General features: G+C 65.1%; 19 protein-coding genes and 1 riboswitch. Of the genes, 9 read left to right on the forward strand and 10 right to left on the reverse strand.

The window, feature by feature from the left end; genetic code table 11:
* The first annotated feature begins 62 nt into the window (after nucleotides 1-62).
* A riboswitch (S-adenosyl-L-homocysteine riboswitch) is annotated at nucleotides 63-159 on the forward strand.
* 20 nt (nucleotides 160-179) lie between these two features.
* The 5 genes from ahcY to CAG44_RS00495 all read left to right on the forward strand — a co-directional run bounded on the left by ahcY (nucleotide 180) and on the right by CAG44_RS00495 (nucleotide 6,880).
* On the forward strand, nucleotides 180-1,589 hold the full coding sequence (gene ahcY, locus CAG44_RS00470) for an adenosylhomocysteinase (RefSeq protein WP_025340892.1): 1,410 nt from the start codon (nucleotides 180-182) through the stop codon (nucleotides 1,587-1,589).
* Nucleotides 1,590-1,755: 166 nt separating this feature from the next.
* Nucleotides 1,756-2,601, forward strand: a complete 846-nt coding sequence (gene metF, locus CAG44_RS00475; protein WP_025340893.1) for a methylenetetrahydrofolate reductase [NAD(P)H] — start codon at nucleotides 1,756-1,758, stop codon at nucleotides 2,599-2,601.
* A gap of 92 nt (nucleotides 2,602-2,693) precedes the next feature.
* Nucleotides 2,694-3,770: a hypothetical protein gene (locus CAG44_RS00480; protein WP_085691399.1), complete on the forward strand. Its 1,077-nt coding sequence runs from the start codon at nucleotides 2,694-2,696 to the stop codon at nucleotides 3,768-3,770.
* Nucleotides 3,771-3,982: 212 nt separating this feature from the next.
* A complete protein-coding gene (locus tag CAG44_RS00490) occupies nucleotides 3,983-4,771 on the forward strand; it encodes an ABC transporter substrate-binding protein (protein WP_085691401.1) in 789 nt (262 codons plus the stop codon).
* A 219-nt stretch (nucleotides 4,772-4,990) separates the two neighbouring features.
* Nucleotides 4,991-6,880 carry a DEAD/DEAH box helicase gene (locus tag CAG44_RS00495; RefSeq protein ID WP_170929253.1) on the forward strand — a complete coding sequence of 630 codons (1,890 nt, stop codon included), beginning with the start codon at nucleotides 4,991-4,993 and terminating at the stop codon, nucleotides 6,878-6,880.
* A gap of 139 nt (nucleotides 6,881-7,019) precedes the next feature.
* Here CAG44_RS00495 and CAG44_RS00500 read toward each other — a convergent pair whose 3' ends face one another.
* The 3 genes from CAG44_RS00500 to CAG44_RS00510 all read right to left on the reverse strand — a co-directional run bounded on the left by CAG44_RS00500 (nucleotide 7,020) and on the right by CAG44_RS00510 (nucleotide 10,396).
* A complete protein-coding gene (locus CAG44_RS00500; RefSeq protein WP_075046586.1) occupies nucleotides 7,020-7,598 on the reverse strand; it encodes a YceI family protein in 579 nt (192 codons plus the stop codon).
* A gap of 34 nt (nucleotides 7,599-7,632) precedes the next feature.
* Nucleotides 7,633-8,184 carry a cytochrome b gene (locus CAG44_RS00505; RefSeq protein WP_025340898.1) on the reverse strand — a complete coding sequence of 184 codons (552 nt, stop codon included), beginning with the start codon at nucleotides 8,182-8,184 and terminating at the stop codon, nucleotides 7,633-7,635.
* A 364-nt stretch (nucleotides 8,185-8,548) separates the two neighbouring features.
* Nucleotides 8,549-10,396 carry a flavin monoamine oxidase family protein gene (locus CAG44_RS00510; protein WP_085691402.1) on the reverse strand — a complete coding sequence of 616 codons (1,848 nt, stop codon included), beginning with the start codon at nucleotides 10,394-10,396 and terminating at the stop codon, nucleotides 8,549-8,551.
* A gap of 265 nt (nucleotides 10,397-10,661) precedes the next feature.
* Between CAG44_RS00510 and CAG44_RS00515 the strand changes: the two genes are divergently transcribed.
* Together CAG44_RS00515 and CAG44_RS00520 are read left to right on the forward strand one after the other, a co-directional pair.
* Entirely contained in the window at nucleotides 10,662-12,068 is a 1,407-nt protein-coding gene (locus CAG44_RS00515; protein WP_025340900.1) for an adenosylmethionine--8-amino-7-oxononanoate transaminase, read from the forward strand.
* A 148-nt stretch (nucleotides 12,069-12,216) separates the two neighbouring features.
* On the forward strand, nucleotides 12,217-12,936 hold the full coding sequence (locus tag CAG44_RS00520) for a 16S rRNA (uracil(1498)-N(3))-methyltransferase (protein WP_085691403.1): 720 nt from the start codon (nucleotides 12,217-12,219) through the stop codon (nucleotides 12,934-12,936).
* Here the strand turns inward: CAG44_RS00520 and CAG44_RS00525 are convergent, their stop codons facing one another.
* The 7 genes from CAG44_RS00525 to CAG44_RS00555 form a co-directional block, all read right to left on the reverse strand.
* Nucleotides 12,937-13,554 carry a hemolysin III family protein gene (locus tag CAG44_RS00525; RefSeq protein ID WP_013974522.1) on the reverse strand — a complete coding sequence of 206 codons (618 nt, stop codon included), beginning with the start codon at nucleotides 13,552-13,554 and terminating at the stop codon, nucleotides 12,937-12,939.
* A gap of 157 nt (nucleotides 13,555-13,711) precedes the next feature.
* The gene (locus CAG44_RS00530) at nucleotides 13,712-14,185 is read right to left on the reverse strand and encodes a chemotaxis protein CheW (protein ID WP_025340902.1); all 474 of its coding nucleotides are present in this window, start codon (nucleotides 14,183-14,185) and stop codon (nucleotides 13,712-13,714) included.
* On the reverse strand, nucleotides 14,178-19,130 hold the full coding sequence (locus CAG44_RS00535; RefSeq protein ID WP_085691404.1) for an Hpt domain-containing protein: 4,953 nt from the start codon (nucleotides 19,128-19,130) through the stop codon (nucleotides 14,178-14,180). Before CAG44_RS00535 ends, CAG44_RS00530 begins: the two co-directional genes overlap by 8 nt.
* A gap of 48 nt (nucleotides 19,131-19,178) precedes the next feature.
* The gene (locus CAG44_RS00540; RefSeq protein ID WP_025340904.1) at nucleotides 19,179-21,233 is read right to left on the reverse strand and encodes a methyl-accepting chemotaxis protein; all 2,055 of its coding nucleotides are present in this window, start codon (nucleotides 21,231-21,233) and stop codon (nucleotides 19,179-19,181) included.
* Between the two features lie 11 nt (nucleotides 21,234-21,244).
* A complete protein-coding gene (locus tag CAG44_RS00545; protein ID WP_025340905.1) occupies nucleotides 21,245-21,799 on the reverse strand; it encodes a chemotaxis protein CheW in 555 nt (184 codons plus the stop codon).
* Nucleotides 21,796-22,161 (reverse strand): twitching motility response regulator PilH, encoded by a 366-nt coding sequence (pilH, locus tag CAG44_RS00550; protein WP_025340906.1) that lies wholly within the window; start codon nucleotides 22,159-22,161, stop codon nucleotides 21,796-21,798. Before pilH ends, CAG44_RS00545 begins: the two co-directional genes overlap by 4 nt.
* A gap of 47 nt (nucleotides 22,162-22,208) precedes the next feature.
* Nucleotides 22,209-22,610 carry a PleD family two-component system response regulator gene (locus tag CAG44_RS00555; RefSeq protein WP_003257770.1) on the reverse strand — a complete coding sequence of 134 codons (402 nt, stop codon included), beginning with the start codon at nucleotides 22,608-22,610 and terminating at the stop codon, nucleotides 22,209-22,211.
* A gap of 238 nt (nucleotides 22,611-22,848) precedes the next feature.
* Here CAG44_RS00555 and gshB point away from each other — a divergent pair, with 238 nt between their 5' ends.
* Nucleotides 22,849-23,802, forward strand: coding sequence for a glutathione synthase (gene gshB / locus CAG44_RS00560; protein ID WP_085587811.1), 954 nt, complete (start codon nucleotides 22,849-22,851; stop codon nucleotides 23,800-23,802).
* 91 nt (nucleotides 23,803-23,893) lie between these two features.
* On the forward strand, nucleotides 23,894-24,799 hold the full coding sequence (locus CAG44_RS00565) for an energy transducer TonB (protein WP_085691405.1): 906 nt from the start codon (nucleotides 23,894-23,896) through the stop codon (nucleotides 24,797-24,799).
* Nucleotides 24,800-24,912: the final 113 nt, after the last annotated feature.

The raw sequence follows: 24,912 nt of genomic DNA on the forward strand, positions 1-24,912 counted from the left end.
CGGGCGCGGCTATAATCTCCGCCGCTTCACATGGCAGCCCACAGCGGCGCCATGCCCGCCACCCGTCCGAGGGGCGCTGCAGCAGGCTAGGCCTGTCAGGCTCGGATGGGGCGTTGCTCGCTCTCGCGGGCGCTTAACGCACAACGGCGCCCATTCGCACACTACGAATGGAGGCTCTCATGAGCGCTGCAAACATGCCTGCTGGTTTTACCGATTACAAAGTCGCCGACATCTCCCTGGCCGCCTGGGGTCGTCGCGAAACCATCATCGCCGAATCGGAAATGCCTGCACTGATGGGCCTGCGTCGCAAGTACCTGGCCGAGCAACCGCTCAAGGGTGCGAAGATCCTGGGCTGCATCCACATGACCATCCAGACCGCCGTGCTGATCGAAACCCTGGTTGCCCTGGGTGCCGAAGTGCGCTGGTCGTCCTGCAACATCTTCTCCACCCAGGACCAGGCCGCCGCGTCCATCGCCGCCGCCGGTATCCCGGTGTTCGCCTGGAAAGGTGAAACCGAACAAGAGTACGAGTGGTGCCTGGAGCAGACCATCCTCAAGGATGGCCAGCCATGGGACGCCAACATGGTCCTCGACGACGGTGGCGACCTGACCGAGCTGCTGCACAAGAAGTACCCGCAAGTGCTGGAGCGCGTGCACGGCGTGACCGAAGAGACCACCACCGGCGTGCACCGCCTGCTGGACATGCTGGCCAAGGGCGAGCTGAAAGTCCCGGCGATCAACGTCAACGACTCGGTTACCAAGAGCAAGAACGACAACAAGTACGGCTGCCGTCACAGCCTGAACGACGCCATCAAGCGTGGTACCGACCACCTGCTGTCGGGCAAGCAGGCCCTGGTTATCGGCTACGGTGACGTGGGCAAGGGCTCGGCCCAGTCCCTGCGTCAGGAAGGCATGATCGTCAAGGTCACCGAAGTCGACCCGATCTGCGCCATGCAGGCCTGCATGGACGGTTTCGAAGTGGTTTCGCCGTTCATCGACGGTATCAACAACGGCACCGAAGCCAGCATCGACAAGGCCCTGCTGGGCAAGATCGACCTGATCGTGACCACCACCGGTAACGTCAACGTCTGCGACGCCAACATGCTCAAGGCGCTGAAGAAGCGTGCCGTGGTGTGCAACATCGGCCACTTCGACAACGAGATCGACACCGCCTTCATGCGCAAGAACTGGGCCTGGGAAGAGGTCAAGCCGCAGGTGCACAAGATCCACCGCACCGGCGCTGGCAGCTTCGACCCGCAGAACGACGACTACCTGATCCTGCTGGCCGAAGGCCGCCTGGTAAACCTGGGTAACGCCACTGGCCACCCAAGCCGCATCATGGACGGTTCGTTCGCCAACCAGGTACTGGCGCAGATCTTCCTGTTCGAGCAGAAGTTCGCCGACCTGTCGGCCGAGAAGAAAGCCGAGCGCCTGACTGTTGAAGTACTGCCGAAGAAGCTCGACGAAGAAGTGGCCCTGGAAATGGTCCGCGGCTTCGGCGGCGTGGTGACCCAGCTGACCAAGCAGCAGGCCGACTACATCGGTGTCACCGTCGAAGGCCCGTTCAAGCCGCACGCCTACCGCTACTAAGCGGCCAGCTTGAAGCTTCAAGCGGCAATCAAAGGCAGACCATGCCGTTGCCGCTTGCAGCTCAAGCATAAAGGATCTTGAACGATGCCCAAGCCAGGCCGGCCATAACCGATCTGGCTTTTACTTGCAGCCTGCCGCTTGAAGCTTGCTGCCAGAGGAACGCCTGATGTCCCAGGAACGCCGTTACAGTTTCGAGTTCTTCCCGACCAAGACCGATGCCGGTCACGAAAAGCTGATGGGCGTCGCCCGCCAGCTGGCCGCCTACAACCCGGACTTCTTCTCCTGCACCTACGGTGCCGGTGGCTCGACCCGCGACCGCACGCTGAACACCGTGCTGCAGCTGGAAAGCGAAGTGAAGGTACCTGCCGCACCGCACCTGTCGTGCGTAGGCGACACCAAGGCCGAACTGCGCGCCCTGCTGGCCGAATACAAGGCTGCAGGCATCAAGCGCATCGTCGCCCTGCGTGGCGACCTGCCATCGGGCATGGGCATGGCCAGTGGCGAACTGCGCTACGCCAGCGACCTGGTCGAATTCATTCGCCAGGAAACCGCCGATCACTTCCACCTGGAAGTGGCCGCCTACCCGGAGATGCACCCCCAGGCCCGCAACTTCGAGGCTGACCTGGCCAACTTCGTGCACAAGGTCAAGGCCGGTGCCGACAGCGCCATCACCCAGTACTTCTTCAACGCCGACAGCTACTTCTACTTCGTCGAGCGCGCGCAGAAGCTGGGCGTGGACATCCCGGTGGTACCCGGCATCATGCCGATCACCAACTACAGCAAGCTGGCGCGCTTCTCCGACGCCTGTGGCGCCGAGATCCCGCGCTGGATCCGCAAGCAGCTGGAAGCCTATGCCGACGACACCGCCAGCATCCAGGCATTCGGCGAAGAAGTGATCACCCGCATGTGCGAACAGCTGCTGCAAGGCGGCGCACCGGGCCTGCACTTCTACACCTTGAACCAGGCCGAGCCGAGCCTGGCGATCTGGAACAATCTGAAGCTGCCGCGCTGAAATTTTTTGCAAAATCTGTTTAAGATTTGATTAAGGCTTTGGTCATAGACTAAAGCCTTATTCATTTTCCGGTTACACAGGTCTTGCCTGCCATGCAGCCCCTCCAGCCATCGCGTCCACAGCTCGTCTACCTGGCTTTTGGCCCGGCAACCTACCATCAGGAAGCCTGCTTCAGCATCGTCAGCGCCCTCGCCCATCTGGGCACGGCAGCAGGCGAAGCCATGGACATCCAGGTCTACACTGACAACCCGCAGCCCTATGCCGGCCTGCCGGTCACCGTACACCTGCTGGACGAAGCCACGCGTCAGGCATGGAACGCCCCTCACGGTTATCACTTTCGCAGCAAGCATGTGCTGTTGCGTCAGGTGCTGCAGCAACACCCGCTGGCAGTACTGATCGACACCGACACCTTCTTCCGCAAATCGCCGCTGGAGCTGTTTGCCCGGGTGGCCCCAGGCCGCCTGCTGTGCAATGCCATCGGTGCGCGCTACGGCAGCAACCAGAAGTGCCTGCTGTACAAGAACCTGCTGGCCATCCTTGAGTCCAGGGGCCTGGCCGATTGCCAGATGCCACTGGTCAACTCCGGGGTCATCGGCCTCAGCGCCGAAGACGCCGGCACCCTGGACCGCTCCATCGCCATGATGGACGAGTTCCACCCCCTCGCTCGCGAGGCTTATACCCTTGAGGAGTTCTGCCTGGCGGTGGCAGCCTACCGCACGCTGGAGCTGGCCGAATGCACAGATGTCATCCACCACTACTGGAGCCGAAAGGCGCAGTTCCGCGCCAAGATCCAGGCCTGGCTGCGCAAGCACGGCCATGATCCGCTGAGCCACGCGGCGCTGGTCGACGTGTCCCTGGTCAATGACCAGCTGCCACGGCCGCCGGCCCTGCAACGCCTGGGTTACAAGGCGCTGAGCATGACCCTGCCCAGCCATGAGCGCCAGTTCGCCCGCGAGCTGCTGTATGGCTGCTACCCCTACCCCAATGAGTTCGACCGCGCCTGCGCGCCGGCCTGGTGGGACAAGGCCCTGGAAAACCTCAACGCCCGCCATGGCCACATGGAGCCCGAGCAACTGCGCCAGTGCTTGCGTCACCCGGGGTTGCGCCTGTCACTGGGCGAGCGGCGCAAGGATATCGAGGCGCATCTGCTGCGCACCTCCCAAGGCTGAGGCACCCAGAACCACTTCCTTGCGCAACCCCTGTGGGAGCGGGCATGCCCGCGAATCAGGCGACGCGGTGGATGGCACCGGCTTCGCCGGTGTTCGCGGGCATGCCCGCTCCCACAGGGATCGCGCATGCCTTTAAGTACTCGATTATGGCAATTGCCGCGTTCAATTTCGGGGCTCTGGCCATGCAACGGCCGAGCGCGTAATCTCCGGCCATGCCACACGTCGCCCGTCTGTTCTGGATCCTGTTGCTCGCCTGCCTGAGCCCGCTGGCCCTGGGCGAGCGCCTGCGCCTGGTGACCGACGACTGGGCACCCTATGCGTACCAGCACGACGGCCAGCCGCGCGGCATCGACTACGAAGTCACCACCCAGGTGTTCGAACGCCTTGGCGTCGAGGTGGAGTGGGAGTTCCTGCCATGGAAGCGCTGCCTGGCAATGATCGAGCAGGGCCTGGCCGACGGCATCATGGACATCTTCCAGACCGAGTCGCGCCAACCCTACCTGGTGTACGCCCCCGAGCCCATGTCGGAGGTCGAGTTCGTCCTGTTCCAGGCCCGCGCACGTCGCCATGCCGTCAAGGCGCTGGATGACCTTGCCGGCCTCACCGTCGGTACCTCACCCGGCTACGCCTATGGTGCCGCGTTCAACGAGGCCGCACATTTCAGGCGCGAAGCCGCGCCTACCCATGAAGCCAACTTCGGCAAACTGATGCTGGGCCGCATCGACCTGGCAATCACCGACCGCAGGGTCGGCCAATACCTGCTGCGGCATCTGGGCCTGCAACAGCAGGTCGAGGAGCTGCCGCTGGTGATAAGCCGCCAGGCGCAGTACCTGGGGCTGGCGCGCAAGCCGGGGCGGGAGGCATTGGCCCAGGCCTTCGCCGCGGAACTGCGGCGCTTCAAGCAGGAACCGGCCTATGCAGCGATCAGCAACCGTTACACAGGCGACATCGGAAACATTCTCAACGCCGTTGAGCAGCATGAAAGCAGCACAGCGCGATAGCTCTGTTATACTCGGGCCTTCCCGCCCGGCTCACGCCCGGACGCTCGGCCTCGCAACAGGCATCCCGATCGGCATCGACGCGCCTTCGCGTCCACCCTCCGCTACCCGGATGTGCAGTGAAAGCCCAGCTGGACCGGACGCGATCGCATCCCACCGATGCCCGTCGCGCCAGGCAGAACATCCCAAACGGGCCCAGCCCACACGAGAACAGGATTGCCCATGTCCTTTGCTTCCCTCGGTCTCTCCGAGGCTCTTGTCCGCGCTATCGAGGCTGCGGGCTACACCCAGCCGACCCCCGTGCAACAGCGGGCGATTCCCGCCGTGTTGCAAGGCCGCGACCTGATGGTCGCCGCACAGACAGGTACTGGTAAAACCGGCGGTTTCGCCCTGCCGATCCTCGAGCGCCTGTTCCCGGCCGGCCACCCCGACAAGTCGCAGCGCCATGGCCCGCGCCAACCTCGCGTGCTGGTCCTGACCCCGACCCGCGAACTGGCAGCCCAGGTGCATGACAGCTTCAAGGTCTATGCCCGTGACCTGCCACTGGTCAGCGCCTGCATTTTCGGCGGTGTCGGCATGAACCCGCAGATCCAGGCCATTGCCAAGGGTGTGGACGTGCTGGTCGCCTGCCCGGGCCGCCTGCTCGACCTGGCGGGCCAAGGCAAGGTTGACCTGGCCCACGTGGAAATCCTGGTGCTGGACGAAGCCGACCGCATGCTCGACATGGGCTTCATCCATGACGTCAAGAAGGTCCTCGCCCGCCTGCCGGCCAAGCGCCAGAACCTGTTGTTCTCGGCCACCTTCTCCAAGGACATCACCGACCTCGCCGACAAGCTCCTGCACAACCCGGAGCGTATCGAGGTCACCCCGCCGAACACTACCGTCGAGCGTATCGAGCAGCGCGTCTACCGCCTGCCCGCCAGCCACAAGCGCGCGCTGCTGGCGCACCTGATCACCCAGGGTGCCTGGGAACAGGTACTGGTGTTCACCCGCACCAAGCACGGCGCCAACCGCCTGGCCGAGTACCTGGAAAAGCACGGCCTGACCGCCGCCGCGATCCACGGCAACAAGAGCCAGAACGCCCGCACCAAGGCTCTGGCCGACTTCAAGGCCAACAGCGTGCGCGTGCTGGTCGCCACCGACATCGCCGCCCGTGGCCTGGACATCGACCAGTTGCCGCACGTGGTCAACTTCGAGCTGCCGAACGTCGAGGAAGACTACGTCCACCGTATCGGCCGTACCGGCCGTGCCGGGCGTTCGGGCGAGGCCATTTCCATGGTCGCGCCGGATGAAGAGAAGCTGCTCAAGAGCATCGAGCGGGTGACCAGGCAGAAGATCCCGGACGGCGACCTGATGGGCTTCGACGCCAGCCAGGTAGAGGCCGAAAAGCCTGAAGTACGCGAACGCCAGCAGAACAACGGCCGTGGTGGCCGCAACCAGCAGGCCCGCGGCGAAGGCGGCAAAGACGCCAACGGCGGCCGCAAGGACAAGGGCAAGGATAAAGGCAAGGCCAAGCAACAGGCTGCTGACAAGCCGGCCGACAAGGAAAAGAGCGGCGACAAGCAACAGCAGCAACGCAAGCCGCGTGACAAGAAGCCGCGCCAGCAGCAACAGCAGGCCAGCAACGGCAGCGTGCCGAAAGTGCCTGCCGACCGTGATCCTGAAGAGTTCCTGGACGACGATATCGACAACTTCGGCAACCGTGCCGACTATGTCAGCCCGTACCAGGGCAAGAACCAGGGCCGCAATCGCCGCCCGGGTGGCAATGCCGGCCAAGGTCAGGCCCAGGGTAATGGCCAGCGCAGCAACGCCGGTGGCCAGGGTCGCAATAGCGGCCAGCCGCGCAGCGGCGGCGGTGGCGGCGAGAAACGTCCGGCCCGCGCCAACAATGGTGGCGGCGCCCGTCGTGATGGTGGTGGCCGTGGTCGCCCGGCCCGTGACGATGCTGCCCGGCAGGAACCGGCCGTGCGCAACCCGCGCCAGCCGGAAAAACAGCCAGTGATCATCCGCAAGGAATCCAAGCTCGACCGTTATCCGACGCCAGAGCAACTGGATGACCTGCCGAGCCGCCCGCGCGGCGAGCGCCCGGCGCTGTTGACCCGCAAGGGCTGACAGAAGCACCGAGGGGGCTGCTTCGCAGCCCTATCGCGACACAAGGCCGCTCCTACAGGGTTACGTAATTCCCTGTAGGAGCGGCCTTGTGTCGCGATAGGGCCGCAAAGCGGCCCCCTCAGTTTTCAGCAGGTAAGAATTACTTCTGCTTCACACCTTCAACACTGATATCCAGGTCCAGGGTCTGCGAGGTAGCGCCCGGGCCCTTGATGCCGAAGTCGTTCAGGTTCAGCGTGGTGGTGGCGTTGAAACCAGCGCGCTCGCCGCCCCATGGGTCCTTGCCTTCACCGTTGAAGGTGGCCTTGAAGGTGACCGGCTTGGTCACACCGTGCATGGTCAGGTCGCCAGTCACGTCAGCGGTCTTGTCGCCAGTCGACTTGACGCTGGTGGAGACGAACTTGGCTTCCGGGTACTTCTTCACATCGAGGAAGTCGGCGCTGGAAATGTGCTTGTCACGCTCGGCGTGGTTCGACCACAGGCTGGCGGTTTTCAGGTCGACGTTGATCTTGCTGGCTTCAGGCTTGGCGCTGTCCCAGGTGAAGTTGCCGTCGAAATCCTTGAAGGTACCGTGAATGAAGCTGTAGCCCAGGTGGCTGATCTTCCAGTCAACGAACGCGTGCTGGCCTTCCTTGTCGATCTTGTACTCGGCAGCCATGGCCTGGCCGGCGGAGAGCAGAGCGGTACCGAGCGCCAGAGCGGCAAAAGTCTTTTTCAACATCCTTACTTCCTTCCTATGCAATTGAGGTTGAGAGTCAAGCTTTGCGGCCCAGCATGCGGGTCAGGGTCGCGTCACGGTCGATGAAATGGTGCTTGAGCGCTGCCAAGCCATGCAGCACGGCAAAAATCACCAAGCCCCAGGCCAGCCAGAGATGAATCACGCCAGCCAGGTCTGCCTGGTCGGGCAGGTCGCTGACCAGTGCCGGCACTTCGAACAGGCCGAACACCGGAATGCCGACACCGTCGGCGGTAGAAATCAGGTAACCGGCAATCATTACCGCGAACAGCCCCAGGTACAGGGCCAGGTGGCCCAACTTGGCTGCCAGGCGGGTAAGTGCGCCGTGGTTGGCCGGTGCCGGTGGTGGCGGGCTGATGAAGCGCCAGACCACCCGCAGCAGCATCACCGCCAGCAGCACCAGGCCGATGCTCTTGTGCAGGTCCGGGCCGGCCTTGCGCCAAGGGCTGTAGTAGTCGAGGCCGACCATCCACAGGCCCAGGCCGAACAGGCCGAAGACTGCCAGAGCCACGCCCCAGTGCAGGACGATGCTGACCACGCCGTAGCGAGAAGATGAATTGCGCAGTTGCATGTTGACGTGTTTCCCCGTGAAAGCTGTGCACAGACTAACGCGTAACGCATCGAATAAAAGCGTAAAAAATTGCTTTGGATTATCGAGAAATCCGATATGTATTCTGTAAGCTTCCCATTAAGGAAACATTAACGATAGTTGGGTAATCAGCGGATGCCAGTGCCGGCCCTATCGCCGGCAAGCCAGCTCCCACAAGGCCAGCATCAAGCTCAGGAGCAGGCCAACCTGTGGGAGCAGTCTTGTACTGCCTGTACTGGCCTCATCGCCGGCAAGCCAGCTCCCACAGGTATTGCACAGGCCTTCGAACCTATGATGATCCTGTGGGAGCTGGCTTGCCGGCGATAGGGCCAGCAAAGTCAACAAATCAACCCGCTTTGGCCTGGGTATTGGCCACCGGCTTCTTGGCCGGTTCGGACTTGGCAGTTGCCTTCTTGGTCTGGGCTGGCTTGTGCGCCGGTGCATGCTTGGCAGGTGCAGGCTTGGTAGCAGCAGGCTTGGCCGCCGCCTCCTTGGCCACAGGCGCTGGCGCAACCGGGACCGGCGCAGCTTGCGGGGCTGGGGCTGGCGCCACTTCCTCGGCCTTGGCAATCGGCTCGGCCTTCACCTCAGGCTTGTCCGCCCCGCCAAACAGGCGCTTGAAGAAGCCCGGCTTGTCCTGCTTGGCCTCATCGACCGGCTTCGGCTCGGCCTTGACCGGGGCCTTGTCGGCCTTGTCGCCCTTGTCGGAAGAACCACCGAACAGGTTGGAGAAGAACCCGCCCTTGCTCTCCTTGGCCGCTACGGCGCCTGCAGCTGCTGCCGCCGCCACCGGTGCCGCCTTGGCCGGGTCGAACGACTTGCCGGCCAGCAGGTCCTGCACCTGGCTGGCCGCGCGCTGGCCACTGCGCAGGGCGCCTTCCAGGGTGCCTGGGTAGAGGGCGTCGGTATGCTCACCGGCAAAGGTGATGCGCTGCACCGGGCGCTCCCACAGGCGCCAGTACTTGCTAATCTGGCCCGGGCCATAGGCCAGGTAGGCGCCGCCGGTACCGGCGTCGGTGCTGTAGCGCTTGACCTCGTAGCCGGTGAACGAGCCACGGGCCTGTGGGTAGAACGCATGCAGGCGGATCAGCACCTGATCGACCATCTGCTTGTCGCCGAACGCCTGCAGCAGACGGGCGTTGTCGCCCGACAGGTTGATCACCACGTTGGCGCCACCCTTGAGCGCGGGTTCGATCCACAGCATGCCCAAGCCTGCGTTACTGAAGATTTCGCCCGACATGCGCGCGCGGCTTTCCCACACCGGCTTCTTGAACTTGAGCATCAGCTGGTCGCGCCAGCCATAGTTGGTGCCCTTCAACGCCGCCAGGTGCTGGCTGTCCAGGCCCGGGGTCATCTGGATCTTGGCCAAGGCGCGCAGGGGCACGGCCATGACCAGGTAATCCGCCTGGTAGCCGACGCTGCCGACCTTGACCGTGACACCGTCCTTGTCCTGGACGATGGAGGTCACCGGCGAACTGGTCTTGATGGTCTTCAGTTGCTTGACGAACGCCTGGGCCAGCACTGGGCTGCCGCCGGGCAGGCGCGCGGCACGCAGGTCACGGTCGCTGACGCCGCGATACACGCGGTTCTGCTGGGCAAAGTACAGCAGCGAAAGGCGCGATGGCTCATCGTAGCGGGTACGGATCTGCTGGTTGACCAGCTGACGGGCGGTGGTCGGCAGTTGCAGCTTGTCCAGCCAGCTAGAGACGTTGATCTGGTCGAGGGCGAACAGCGTGCTGTTGGCTTGCGGGTTCAGCGGATCGTCGATCGAACGGGCCAGGTCATCGAGGGTTTTCTCGTAACGTTTGAGCGCATCGGCAGTAGCCGGCTGCTTGGTGGCCAGGTCGGTGGCGCTGAAATACTCGCCATCGATCAGGTAACCGGGGGTACGCACGAACTCTGGTGCCGGCAGTGTTTCAAGTTTGAAACGGTCGAGGTACTGGTTGAGCACCGGCTGCGCCTTGGCGTTGCCAATCCACTCGCTGGTGGCCAGGCCCGAGCGCCCGCCCATGCCCGCCTTGGCCTCCAGCAGCGTCACCTGCCAGCCTTTGTTCTGCAGCTCGTAGGCGGCCGTCAGGCCCGCTAGGCCGCCACCCACTACGATCGCCGAAGGTGTCTTGTCCTTTGCCAGCGCGGCGCCGCTGGACACACCAATCAATACCAACGCGCACAGGCGCACCCAAGCAGCAGCCATGTCGGCGAACTCCGAGTCAGGGGGTTACAGAAATGGGGAGAGGCAGGAATGCCCCGGGAGAGATGCGTTAAGAATACGTCAGGTCCGCCGACCCTGCCAGCGCAGTGACATCAAGTCCTTTTCGCCACTGACATTTTTGCCTGCAGCGATTCCACGCGGTGGCAAGCTCAGCTGGCAAGCCGATGAAAAGCGGCGGTTGTCCTGCCCTGCGGCATTGCTTAGGCTTACGCGGTCGAACCAAGCCGCAAAGCCAGGAGAAGTGCCCATGGGCCTCAATGATCAGTGGATGCAACGCGACCTAAAGGTCCTGTGGCACCCCTGCACCCAGATGAAAGACCACGAGCAGCTGCCGCTGATCCCGATCAGGCGCGGCGAAGGCGTGTGGCTGGAAGACTTCGAAGGCAAGCGCTACCTGGATGCGGTGAGCAGCTGGTGGGTCAACGTGTTTGGCCACGCCAACCCGCGTATCAACCAGCGCATCAAGGACCAGGTCGACCAGCTGGAGCACGTGATCCTGGCCGGTTTCAGCCACCAGCCGGTGATCGAGCTGTCCGAGCGCCTTGTAGCCATGACCCCCGCCGGCCTCGACCGGGTGTTCTATGCCGACAACGGTTCGTCGTGCATCGAAGTGGCGCTGAAGATGAGCTTCCACTACTGGCAGAACGTCGGCAAGCCAGGCAAGAAGCGCTTCGTCACCCTGACCAACAGCTACCACGGCGAAACCATCGCCGCCATGTCGGTCGGTGATGTGCCGCTGTTTACCGAAACCTACAAGGCGCTGCTGCTCGACACCCTCAAGGTGCCCAGCCCCGACTGCTACCTGCGCCCCGAGGGCACGAGCTGGGAAGAGCACTCGCGCACCATGTTCCAGGCCATGGAACAGACCCTGGCCGAGCACCACGCCTCGATCAGCGCGGTGATCGTCGAACCGCTGATCCAGGGTGCCGGCGGCATGCGCATGTATCACCCGGTGTACCTCAAGCTGCTGCGCGAGGCCTGCGACCGCTACGACGTGCACCTGATCCACGACGAGATCGCCGTGGGCTTCGGCCGCACCGGCACCATGTTCGCCTGTGAACAGGCCGGCATTCGCCCGGACTTCCTGTGTCTGTCCAAGGCCCTGACCGGCGGCTACCTGCCGCTGGCCGCCTGCCTGACCACCGACAAGGTGTACCAGGCGTTCTACGACGACTACCCGACCCTGCGCGCGTTCCTCCACTCGCACAGCTACACCGGCAACCCGCTGGCCTGCGCCGCGGCGCTGGCGACCCTGGACATCTTCGAGCAGGACAACGTGATCGAGGCCAACAAGGCACTGGCCACCCGCATGGCCAGCGCCACCGCGCACCTGGCCGACCACGCACATGTGGCCGAGATTCGCCAGACCGGCATGGCTCTGGCCATCGAGATGGTCCAGGACAAGGCCGGCAAGGTTGCCTACCCGTGGCAAGAGCGTCGTGGCCTGAAAGTGTTCGAGCATGCCCTGACGCGTGGTGCCCTGCTGCGCCCGCTGGGCAGCGTGGTGTACTTCCTGCCGCCGTATGTGATTACGCCAGAGCAGATCGACTTCCTGGCAGAAGTGGCCAGCGAAGGCATCGACATTGCCACCCGCGATAGCGTCAGCGTGGCCGTACCGGCCAACTTCCACCCCGACTTCCGCGACCCGGGCTAAGCCCGGACAGTTAGCCATACCACGTTCCCTGTGGGAGCGGGCATGCCCGCGAACAAGGGCGAAGCCCTTGCCATGCACCGCGGTGCCTGCTTCGCGGGCACGCCCGCTCCCACAGGGGGTCTGCGTCTCTCTTCTACCGAGCAAACCCATGAGACTGTCCCGCTTTTTCATCGACGCCCCCCTGAGCCTTGGCGAGCATGACCTGCCCGAAGCCCAGGCCCACTACATCGGCCGCGTACTGCGCATGGCCCCCGGCGACGCCGTGCAGCTGTTCGACGGCAGTGGCCAGGAATACCGCGGCCAGTTGCTCGAAGTGGGCAAGAAAACCGTGCGCGTCAGCCTCGACCAGGCCCTCGCCGGCCAGGCCGATTCACCACTGCACGTGCACCTCGGCCAAGGCCTGTCCCGTGGCGAGCGCATGGACTGGGCGATCCAGAAAGCCACCGAGCTGGGCGCCAACGAAATCACCCCGATCGTCAGCGAACGCTGCGAAGTGCGGCTGAAGGACGAACGCGCCGACAAGCGCCTGGCGCACTGGCGCCAGGTGGCGATCAGCGCCTGCGAACAATGCGGCCGCTCGACCTTGCCGGTCATCCACCCGCCAGTGACCCTGGCCGAGTGGCTGAACAGTGCCAAGGCCGACTTGAAACTGGTCCTGCACCCGGTGGCCGAACCGCTCACCAGCCACGCCAAGCCCGCCACCCTGGCCTTCCTGATCGGCCCCGAAGGCGGCCTGAGCGAAGCGGAGGTCGACCAGGCCAAGGCTGCCGGTTTCCACGCAGCACGCTTGGGCCCACGCGTGCTGCGCACCGAAACCGCACCGGTGGTGGCACTGTCGGTGGCACAGCAACTGTGGGGCGACTTTTAACTAGCGCACGTAGAACGACACCGCCACGAAGTGCATGAGGCTGCCGGCGATCACGAACAGGTGCCAGATGCCATGCCAGTGGCGGAAGCGGCTGTCGAAAGCGAAGAAGATGATGCCGACGGTGTAGAACACCCCGCCAGCGGCCAGCCAGGCAAAGCCTGCGCTGCCGAGCGAGTGCAGCAATGGTTTGACCGCCACCAGCACGATCCAGCCCATCACCGCATAGATGATGATCGACAGGATGCGCGCCTCGGATCGCGGCTTGATCTCCTGCAGCATGCCGATCACGGCCAGCCCCCAGACCACCCCGAACAGGCTCCAGCCCCAGGGGCCGCGCAGGCTGACCAGGCAGAACGGCGTGTAGCTGCCGGCGATCAGCAGGTAGATCGACAGGTGATCGAGCTTGCGCATGATCACCTTCGCCCGCCCGCGAGTGCTGTGGTACAGGGTAGAAATGCTGTACAGCAACAGCAAGGTGCTGCCGTAGATGGAGAAACTGACGATCTTCCACGGGTCGCCCTGCAGGCCCGCGACCACGATCAGCCAGATGGCACCGATACAGGCCAGGACGGCACCGACCAGGTGGGTCCAGGCGTTGAAGCGTTCACCGTAGTACATGCAAACACAGACCTCCTGAGGTGGGCTGGGTTCCTGATGTGATGCTGATGGCCTCTTCGCGGGCATGCCCGCTCCCACAGGTTATCTACTTGCCTTGAAGTGTATGATTTTCCTGTGGGAGCGGGCGTGCCCGCGAAAGGGCCCTGTGCCTTGCATCCTAACCAAGCTCAGGTTGCAGTTCCGCGTCACGCACCAGCCGTTCCAGCGCAGCCAGGTCCGGCACCCGTGCCACCTGCTCACCCACCTGTACCGCCGCCAGCTCCAGGCGGCCCAGCGCCACGTCCACGTAGTTCAGCTGGCTGTCGAGCTTGCACGAGCGCGGTATGTCCTGCAGCAACAACGCCAGGTAACGCAGGCCGGTATCACCCAGGGCATTGAGCACCACCACGCGCGCCCGCTCGCCGCAGGGTGTCTCGCCACCGCACGCGGCTTCGAAGCCGATCAGCGGCAGGCGCTGCTGGCGCCAGTCGATCCAGCCCAGGTGCCAGGCCGGCTCGCCGCGTTGGCACACCAGGTTGCGCTGGCCACTCAGTTCGGCCACCGCCACGTTGGGCAACACCAGGGTACGGTCGCCCAACGGCAGCAAAAGCCCGGTCAGGCTGCTGCGTTGGCCGGCGATCAGTTCAAGCATGGGTCTGGCTCCAGTGGGCAATGCTCTGCAACAGGACCGACTCCTGGTACGGCTTGCCCAGGTATTCGTTGACGCCGATGGCCATGGCACGGTCGCGGTGCTTCTGCCCGGTGCGCGAGGTGATCATGATGATCGGCAAATCTTTCAGCCGCTCGTCACGGCGAATGCGTGTGGCCACCTCGAAGCCGTCCATGCGCGGCATCTCGATGTCCAGCAGCAACACATCGGGGCGGTGTTCTTCCAGCAGTGCCATGGCATCGACCCCGTCCTTGGCCGTCAGCACACTCATGCCGTGGCGCTCCAGCAGGCGGCTGGTGACCTTGCGTACGGTCACCGAATCGTCCACCACCATTACCAGCAACGCCCGCTGTGGCGCCGGGCCGAACACCTGGCGCCGGGCCGCACCGCCACCCGGCAGGCGCGCCAGGCGCCGCTGCTGGCCACGCAACTGGCCCAGCAGGTCGAGAATCAGTACCACCCGGCCATCGCCCAGCAGCGTTGCCCCCGACAACCCGGCAACCGCGGCAAACTGCGGCCCCAGGCTCTTCACCACGATCTCGCGGCTGGGCGACAGGCTGTCGGCCTGGATGGCGAACGACTGCTCCTGGGAATGCACCAGCAGCACCGGCAGCGGCACGCTCTGCCCGAGCAATGCCGGGCGCGGCATGCCCTGTAGCAGTTCACCCAGGTAGCGCAGCTCGTATTCGTGGCCAGCGTACACATAACGCGGGGCGTCCAGCTGGTAGCACGCCGCCAGTTCGGCCGGCGGCACGCGGACGATGCCCTCGATGGTGTTCAGCGGAATGGCGTACTGCTCTTCGCCCAGATGCACCATCAGCGCACGGTTGACCGACACGGTGAACGGCAGGCGGATCAGGAAGCGCGCGCCCTTGCCCTGGGCCGACTCGATACTCATCGAGCCCCCCAGTTGCTTGACCTCTTCGTGTACCACGTCCATGCCCAGGCCACGCCCGGAAATCTGGGTGATCTTCTCGGCAGTGGAAAAGCCCGGGCGCAGGATGAACTGGAGGATCTCGTGATCGCTCAACTGCGCCTGCGGGTCCAGCAGGCCGCGCTTGATGGCCTTGCGGCGCACCGCTTCGAGTGGCACGCCGGCACCGTCGTCGGTCATTTCGATAACGATGTCCGCGCCTTCGTGCAGCAGATTCAGGTGAATGGTGCCCTGCTCCGGCTTGCCGGCGGCCAGGCGCATTTCGCGGCTTTCCAGGCCATGGTCGACGGCGTTGCGCAGCATGTGCTCCAGCGGCGCCACCATACGTTCGAGCACGCTGCGGTCCAGTTCGCCCTCGGCATTGCCCACCACCAGCTCCACCTGCTTGCCCAATTCGCTGGCCACCTGCCGTACCACGCGCTGCAAGCGTGGCACCAGGCGCTCGAAGGGCACCATCAGGGTAGCGGTGAGGCCTTCCTGCAACTGGCTGTTCACCCGCGCCTGCTGCTGCAGCAGGCTGTAGGCCTCCTGGGCGCGCTGTGCCAGGGTTTCCTTGAGGTCGAGCAAGTCCGAGGCGGACTCGAACAGGGCCCGCGACAGCTGCTGCAGTTGCGAGTGGCGGTCCATTTCCAGCGGGTCGAAGTCGTCATAGGCATCGCCTTCGAACTGCTGCCGGCTGGACATCCGCCCTTGGGTCTCGATATCCAGGCGCAGCAACTGGTCGCGCATGCGTTCGAGGGTGGTTTCCATCTCGTTGAGGGTGAACTGCGCATCGTTGACCTGCTGCTCGATGCGCCCACGGATGATCGAGTGCTCCCCGGCCAGGTTGCCCAGCTCGTCGAGCAACTCGGCATCGACCTTGACCATGTCGCCCGGCGCCCGCTCCGGCGCCGCCGCTGGCGCCTCACTGGTCGCGGCCTCGACCGGCCCCTGGCCGGCGGCGCTGTCGGCCAGGGCCGAGAAGCTGAAGTTGCGGATATAGTCGATCAGCGCGGTGGCGGCATGCAACGGCTGCCCCAGGCGCACGGCATCGAGCATGTGCGCCAGGCGGTCATGGCAGTTCTGCAGCAAGGCGAACAGTGGCGCGCTCGGCGGCATACGGCCAGCGGCCAGCAGCTCGTAGAGGAACTCCAGTTCGTGGGCCAGGTCGCCGATCGGCGCAATTTCGACCATGCGCGCCACGCCCTTGAGGGTGTGCAGGTCGCGCATCAGGTTGTCCACCTCGACGCTGTTGCGCGGGTCGGCCTGCCAGCGCGCCAGGGCTGCGGCGGCACTCTCGACGATGTCCGAGCTTTCTTCGAGGAAGACTTCCAGCAGCTCTTCGCCTGGGCTTTCCGGCTCTTCGACCAGCGGCTCGGCCACAGCCGACAGCAAAGGGTTGTGCGCCGCCCCCAGGCCAAGGGTATCGGCGAGGTCCATGTCCGGGTGCAGCGGCGTGACCGTGTCGATGCCCACCAGGCCAGTGGCCTCCGGTGCCAGAGCCTGGCCCAGCAGGTTGCGCAGGCTGTCGACCAGCTCCGGCCTTGGCGGGATGTCCTGCCCCGCCGCCACTTCGTCGAGCATGTCCAGCAGGGCTTCATGGGCCCGCTGCACGTGGGCGAAGAAGCGCGCATCGGCGGGCAGGCTGCCCTCCTCCACGGCGCCGTACAGGTCGAGCAAGGCCTCGCACACGTCATCCATCTGCCACAGGTCGGCCAAGTGTGCGGCATGGCCCAGGGTGGTCAGTTCGTCGAGCAGGGTATCCAGTGCATCGCGCTGGCCGGGCTGTTCCTGCCAGCGCGACAGCAACGACTCGGCATCCAGCAGGATATCCATGGCCTGGGCCAGGAAACTGGCGATCAACTGCGGGTCGCGCTTGCTGCGCCGCGCATGCTGCGGGTCGTCATGCAAGCTGGCCAGGTGCGCGTCCACCGCCTGGCCAACCTGCTCGATCAGCTCCGCGGCACCGGGGATGGCCGCCAGCGGCGTGCTGTCGAGTTGCGCCAGGCCCAGGTGGAACAGCGAGCGAGCAGCTTCCAGCCATTCGATCTCGGCCATTTGCAGGGGCAGTTGGTGGCCCTTGTATTCACGAGCCAGGCGGTCGAAGGCGGTGGCCAGTTCGGCGACCGGCATCACCCCGGCCATGGCGGCACTGCCCTTGAGCGTATGCAGGGCGCGCTGGAGGCCATCGCTGACCTGCGTATCGTGGCCGTCGGCGCCCTGCAGGAAAGCATCCAGGCTGGCCAGGTGGCCCTGCGCCTCGCTGCGGAAGATATCGAGCAATTGCGGGTCGAGGCCGTCGATGTCGGTCGCCACCGGGGCATCGTTTTCGGCCAGGGCATGCAGGTGCCCGGCCAGCTGCTCGATTTCCGTCAGTTGTGGCAGCTGGCCGGCGGCAAAGTCGGCCAGCAGGTCGGGCAGGTAGACGAATGCCTGCTGCAGGGCCACCACGCCTTCCGGGCTGAGCACGCTGCGGCCCTCGAGTACCCGGTTCAGCAGGTGCTCGGCGCCCCAGGCCAGCTCGGCCACCGCCTCGGCATGCACCATGCGGCCGCTGCCCTTGAGCGTATGCAAGGCGCGGCGCACTTCTCCCAATGCCTCGCGCTGCTGGTTGTCGGCACGCCAGCGCAGCCAGTGGCGCTCGATTTCCGGCAGCAGTTCACCGGCCTCGTCGAGAAACACTTCACGCAACTCGTCATCGATGCCATCAGCGCTGCCATCGTGGCCCGCGGTGGCCTCGACCAGCGCGCAGTGCACACCCAGCGTCGCCAGGCTGGCGCGCGCCATGTCGATGAAGGGCTGGCCATCCGCCAATGGGTCCGCCACCCGCCATTGCAGGTAGCATTCGGCGGCGCTCAGGGCCTCGGCCAGGTGCGTCAGCTCATCGGCTGGCGGCTCCACGTCCAGGTGCTGCAGCCAGCGCTGTACATAGCTGGCGCAACCGGCAAACAGCTCGGCCACGGCCGGCAGCATCAACATCGCCAGCGCACCGCGAATCTGCTGCAACAGCCCTGGCAAGGGTTGCAGGCGTTGCCGCGGCCAGCCGGACTCCAGACAATCGCCGATCAGGTCCTTGGCCTGCTGCAGCACGTTCAGCGACTCGTTCAACACCAGCTGGCGGATTTCGGCCAGGTCCGAGCCCGGCAGGCCGCCCTGGCCATTTTCCTCCAGCGGGCCGACCATGCCATTGAGTGTGGCCTCCACGTATAGCAGGGCCCCCGCTACATCCATCAACACCGCGTCGTCCACCGCCCGCTCGCCCTGGGCCAGGGCCTGCAACGCCAGCACCTGGTCGATGATCACCCGGCGTGGCTGCTGGAAGCCAAGCACCGCCAGGGTGTCGGCCACGTGGCGCAGCGGTGCCAGCAGGGCATCGAGCTGCTCGCTGTGCTGGCGGTCGCCACGCACGAACTGGTCCAGGCGCTCCTTGATGCGCATCAGGTCGTCGCACAGCGCGGTCACCACCGAGCGCAGGGCATCGCGGCCAGGCCCTGCCTGCAGCTGCTCGCGCCAGTTGCCCAGCGACAGGTCGAGGTTGGCCAGGTCGTCGGCACCGGCAAAGCGTTGGGTGGCGCCGCTGATCAGGCTGGCCTGGGCCAACGGCTCCTCGCCACGGCAGGCACGCAGCTGGTTGAGCAGCGGCAGCATCACCAGTGGCAGGTCGTGGCGGGCGCCGCGCAGGCGCTCCAGATACGACGGCAATTGCTCCAGGCCGCGGAACAACGCGCCCAGGCAATCACCGCGGGGGCTGACCTGGCCATCGGCCAGGGCCCTGGCGAACAGCTCCAGTTCTTCGGCCAGGCGCGTGGCGCCGCGCAGTTCGAGCATGCGCAGGCAGCCGTGCACCTGGTGCAGGTTGTCGACCACGAATGCCAGCATCGACAGGTCGCCAGGCTCGCCGGCAAAGCGCTCCAGCGCCTGGCGCGCCTGGCCCAGGCAGTCGAGGATGGCGGCCTTGGTCCAGGCCAGCGCCACTGTGTCGTGGCGCTCGGGGCTTACAGCTGCTACAGCCATGGGCACTCCTCGGCGCGGCTTTTCAGTAGAGCTCATCAGTAGGGCTCTTCACTTGGGCTCTGCTGGTGGCGGCAGGGTGAACCCGGACACCGAACGGCGCATCTCGCTGGCCATGCGTGCCAGGTGGCGGATGCTGTCGGCGGTGGCACCGGAGCCGGCGGAGGTCTGCGCGGTAATCTGCTGGATGACTGCCATGGTGTGGGAGATCTGCCCGGCAGACGAAGTCTGCAGCTGGGCGGCATCGGAGATGCTGTGGATAAGGTCGGCGAGGTTCTGCGATACGCCTTCGATTTCGGCCAGCGCCACCCCGGCATCCTGGGCCAGGCGGGCACCGCGCACCACTTCGGCGGTGGTCTGCTCCATGGAGATGACCGCCTCGTTGGTGTCGGCCTGGATGGTGCGCACCAGCGCTTCGATCTGCCGGGTGGCCGACGACGAGCGCTCGGCCAGGCGCTGCACTTCGTCGGCGACCACGGCGAACCCACGGCCGGCCTCGCCGGCAAGCGAGGCCTGAATTGCCGCGTTGAGGGCGAGGATGTTGGTCTGGTCGGCAATGTCGTCGATCAGGCTGACGATATCGCCGATTTCCTGGGAAGACTCACCGAGGCGCTTGATCCGTTTGGCGGTGTCCTGGATCTGCTCGCGAATGTTGTCCATGCCGTTGATGGTGTTGTGCACCACCTCGTTGCCCTTGTTGGCGATCGCCACCGAGCGCTCGGCAACCTTGGCCGACTCGTAGGCATGTGCCGAAACCCGGTCGATCGACTCGACCATGTCGCCGACCGCCTCGGATGCCTCGCTGATCTGCTCGGCCTGGTGTTCAGAGGCCTTGGCCAGCTGGCGTGCGGTGTTCTGTGTGTCCTGTACGGCGGCAGCGACCTGCACGGCGCTGTGGTTGATGGTGGCGACCAGGTCGCGCAATTGGTCCACGGAATAGTTGATCGAATCGGCAATGGCGCCGGTGAAGTCTTCGGTCACCGATACGGTCACGGTCAGGTCGCCGTCAGCCAGCTCTTCGATTTCGTCGAGCAAGCGCATGATCGCCTGCTGGTTGCGTTCGTTCTTTTCCGCCGTCTCGCGCAGCTGGCGGTTGGTGGTGCGCACCATGACCAGGCCGATGAGGATGATCGAAGCCAACGCCAGCAGGCCCAGGACATAGCCGCCGACAGTGTCGAGGGTGCGCCCGCCGGCCAGGTTCTCGAAACCGTTGGCCAGGTGCGAGGCCTCGTCGAGCAAAGTTTGCGACAGGCTGAAGATGTTGCCGGCAGCCTCGCGCACGCGGAACAGTTCTGGCGAGGTTTCGAGGATTTCATCCACCGAGCCGGCAACGAACTGGAACAGCTCGGCAATTTCAGCCAGGCGCGCACGGGCGTCGGCGTCCTCGACACGGGTCACCTGGATCGCCGCGCTGCCACTGAGCATGCCTTCCAGCACTTGGCCGAAGCGCCCGGCATCACGGCCAAAGGCATCCGCAGCCTGGGCCGCGGTGTCGTCACCGGCCAGCACAGTGTTGACCGAGCCGAGGATGCGTTCGGCCAGCAGCAACTGGCGCTGGGCCACCGCCACCTGGCTGGCCGGGGCGCCGCTCTGCAGCAGGATCTCGACCACTTTCTCGTATTCCACCTGCAACTGCGGCACGGTCTCGGCCAGGGTCGCCGCCACCTGGTGCAGCGACAGCACGGTCTGCTCGCTTGCCAGGATGGTATCGGTGTTCTTGCGCAGGTTTTCCCAGTCGCGGCGTACCGCTTCCATCTCGTCACGCACCATGGGCGGCGCGGGTGGCAGGCCGGTGGACTTGTCACCTTCACGCAGGTAGCCCCAGCGCCGTTCGAAATCGTTGCGCGCGTCCGACAGCAGCTTGAAGGCCAGGGCCTTGCCGGTGGCGGCTTCGGTGGCGTTCTTGGCGATGCGCTGCGACAGCACCCGCAGCTCGCCGGCGTGGCCGATGTACTGCTTGTCGTAGTTGGACTGGGTGTTCAGGTAGGCAAAGTTGGCGAACAGCAGGATGATCGACAAGATCAGGATCAGGAACAGCACGGTGATCTGCGCGATGCTGCGGGTACGTGGGGTCACGGTGGTGACGGGGGTGGCAGGCTTGTTCACGTTCGCAGGTCCTATAACGCCACATCGAGAAAGCCCGGCGCCTGGGCCAGGGCGAAGGGGCTGAAGATCGCCCAGTTGCGTTCACGCGGGAAGTGCCCCTGCACGAAACGCGCAGCGGCGCGGATCAGGGGCTGTGGTGGCGACAGTTGCAGGCTGTCCAGGGCAAAGTGCTGCAGGCCCAGCACCTCGTCCACCAGCAGGCCGACGAACAGGTCCTCGTGGTCCAGCACCAGCACCCGCCGCTGCTTGCCCGGGGCGGCGTGGCCCAGGCCGAAGAAGCTGCTCAGGTCCATCACCGGCAACAGCCGGCCGCGCAGGTTGGCTACCCCGCACACCCACGGCTGCACACCGGGGACGCGGCTGCTGCGCGGTTCGCGCAGCACCTCGGCCACCTCGCCCATGGGCGCGACGAACCATTGCCCGGCAATGCGAAAGCCGATGCCGCTCCACTGTTGCAGGCGGTTGTCCTGCGGCGGCTGGTCGGCGACCAGCAGGCGGCAGCGCCGGTCGATGTCCAGCAACAACTCGAAGGCGGTCAGCGACGCGCCCTGCGGGCGGGTGGTCAAGCCCCCAGCACTTCTTTGAGCTTGGCGATCAGCGCGTCCTCTTCCACCGGTTTGGTCAGGAAGTCACGAGCGCCCTGGCGCGTGGCCCAGATACGGTCGGTTTCCTGGTCCTTGGTGGTGACCACGATCACCGGGATGGCGCTGGTTTCCGGGTCCTTGCTGAGCTGGCGGGTGGCCTGGAAGCCGTTCATGCCGGGCATGACGATGTCCATCAGCACCGCGTCGGGCTTGTCCTGCCGGGCCAGGGCCACGCCATCGGCACCGTTGTTGGCCTTGAGCACCTGGTAGCCGTGCTTTTCCAGCCATTCGGTCAATCGGTACATCTCTGTCGGCGAGTCGTCGACAATCAGAACTCGGGCCATGCTGGTTCCCCATCAGGAAAGAAAGACCGTGCCATGGCGGGGCGCGGTCAGGGTGCGTGTTGTTGGGCTGCGGCAAAACCGGGCACGTGGGCGCGGATCGCGTCGAGCAGTTCTTCCTTGCTGAACGGTTTGGTCAGGAACTGGTCGGAGCCGACCACCCGGCCGCGGGCCTTGTCGAACAGGCCGTCACGTGACGACAGCAGAATGACCGGGGTGTCCTTGAAGGCACTGTTGTGCTTGATCACCGCGCAGGTCTGGTAGCCGTCCAGGCGCGGCATCAACACATCGACGAAGATGATGCTGGGCTGGTGGTCGACGATCTTGGCCAGGGCATCGAAGCCATCGCTGGCGGTGATCACCTCGCAGCCCGCTTCACCGAGCAACATCTGCGCGGTGCGGCGGATCGTGCGCGAATCGTCGATCACCATCACCTTCAGGGGTTGTTCCATCTGTTGGGCTACCATTTGCCGAAATCCTGGGGCCGTTGTGGGAGCGGCCTTGCGTCGCGAAAGGGCTGCGCAGCAGCCCCCATGGGCCTGTCATTCAGCACTATGACTGGCATTTTTAGCACACTCCGGGTGGCCGTTCCATCTGCGGCGCCCCTTGACCGGCGGCGTTCACGGCGCCACCCTGAGCCACTTTTCTTTCGATCCATCGCGGCCACGCGCCGCCAAGAGGAACCACCCCATGAGCGTTCGCCTCGGCATTGTCATGGACCCCATCGCGTCCATCTCCTACAAGAAGGACAGCTCGCTGGCCATGCTGCTGGCCGCCCAGGCACGCGGCTGGAGCCTGTTCTACATGGAACAGCGCGATATGTACCTGGGCGCCGGCCAGGCCCGTGCGCAGATGCGCCCGCTGAAAGTGTTCGCCGACCCGGCCCGCTGGTTCGAGCTGGGCGAGGAGCAGGACAGCGCGCTGGCCGAGCTGGACGTGATCCTGATGCGCAAAGACCCGCCCTTCGACATGGAGTTCGTCTACAGCACCTACCTGCTGGAGCAGGCCGAGCGCGAAGGCGTGCTGGTGGTCAACCGCCCGCAGAGCCTGCGCGACTGTAACGAAAAACTGTTCGCCACCCAGTTCCCGCAGTGCATGGCGCCGACCCTGGTCAGCCGCCGTGTCGACATCCTGCGCGAGTTCGCCAACAGCCGTGGTGACGTGATCCTCAAGCCGCTGGACGGCATGGGCGGTGCCTCGGTGTTCCGCCACCGCAAGGACGACCCGAACCTGTCGGTGATCCTGGAAACCCTGACCCAGCACGGCAACCAGCAGATCATGGCGCAGGAATACCTGCCGCAGATCGTCGACGGCGACAAGCGCATCCTGATGATCGACGGCGAGCCGGTGGACTACTGCCTGGCGCGTATCCCGGCCAGCGGCGAAACCCGTGGCAACCTGGCCGCCGGCGGCCGTGGCGAGGCTCGCCCGCTGACCGACCGCGACCGCTGGATCGCCGCCCAGGTCGGCCCGACACTGCGCGAGAAGGGCCTGATGTTCGTAGGCCTGGACGTGATCGGCGACTACCTCACCGAAATCAACGTCACCAGCCCCACCTGCATCCGCGAGATCGATGCCGCCTACAACACCGATATCGGCGGGCAATTGATGGATGCCATTGATCGCCAGCTGAAGGCGCGCTGACCGCCGACGCACGGCAACAACCCAGAGTGGGGTATGATGCGGGTCCTTTTGGCCTGGCCTGCTACCCCGCCCTGCGGTTGCTGGAAACCTGATGACGCTGCCCGCTGACATCCCCGCCGACCTGCTGCCCCCCCGTGTTCGCCCGGTGGACCGGCTCGGCTTTACCCTGTTCCTGGCTGCCCTGGTGCACCTGGCGCTGATCCTCGGCGTCGGCTTCAGCGTGGTCAAGCCTGCCGAAATCCGCCACACCATGGACATCACCCTGGCCACCTTCAAGAGCGAGAAACCGCCGGAGAAGGCCGATTTCCAGGCCCAGGACAACCAGCAGGGCAGCGGCACCCTGGACAAGAAAGCGGTGCCCAAGACCACCGAACTGGCACCGTTCCAGGACAGCAAGATCAACAAGATCACCCCGCCACCCGCCGCGAAGCCCGAGGTGGTACCGCCCCCTGTCCCGCAGAAGTCGGCGGTAGTGACCACGGCGCCCAAGCCACAGAAGGTCGAGCCCAAGCCCAAGGAAAGCAAGCCGCAGCCCAAACCGGCAGCCCCGGCACCGGACTTCGACAGCTCGCAGTTGTCCAGCCAGATCGCCAGCCTGGAGGCGGAGCTGTCCAACGAACAGCAGATGTACGCCAAGCGCCCGCGCATCCATCGGCTCAATGCTGCCTCGACCATGCGCGACAAGGGTGCCTGGTACAAGGAAGAGTGGCGCAAGAAGGTCGAGCGGGTGGGCAACCTGAACTACCCCGACGAAGCGCGCCGGCAACAGATCTACGGCAACCTGCGCATGATGGTGTCGATCAACCGCGATGGTTCACTGTACGAGGTGCTGGTGCTGGAGTCTTCCGGGCAACCGGTGCTGGACCAGGCGGCGCAGCGCATCGTGCGGCTGGCGGCGCCGTTTGCGCCGTTTACCGGGGACCTGGCCGAGTTTGACCGGCTGGAGATCATCCGCACCTGGCGCTTTGCCCGTGGGGACCGTCTGTCCAGTAACTGAATCAGGGCCGCTTCGCGCCCCATCGCCGGCAAGCCAGCTCCCACAGGGATAGCACATGGCTTGAGATCAATGCGATCGGTGTGGGAGCTGGCTTGCCGGCGATGGGCTGCACA

Origin of the sequence: Pseudomonas sp. B13(2017), assembly GCF_002113245.1 — a bacterium.
Taxonomy (GTDB): domain Bacteria; phylum Pseudomonadota; class Gammaproteobacteria; order Pseudomonadales; family Pseudomonadaceae; genus Aquipseudomonas; species Aquipseudomonas putida_Z.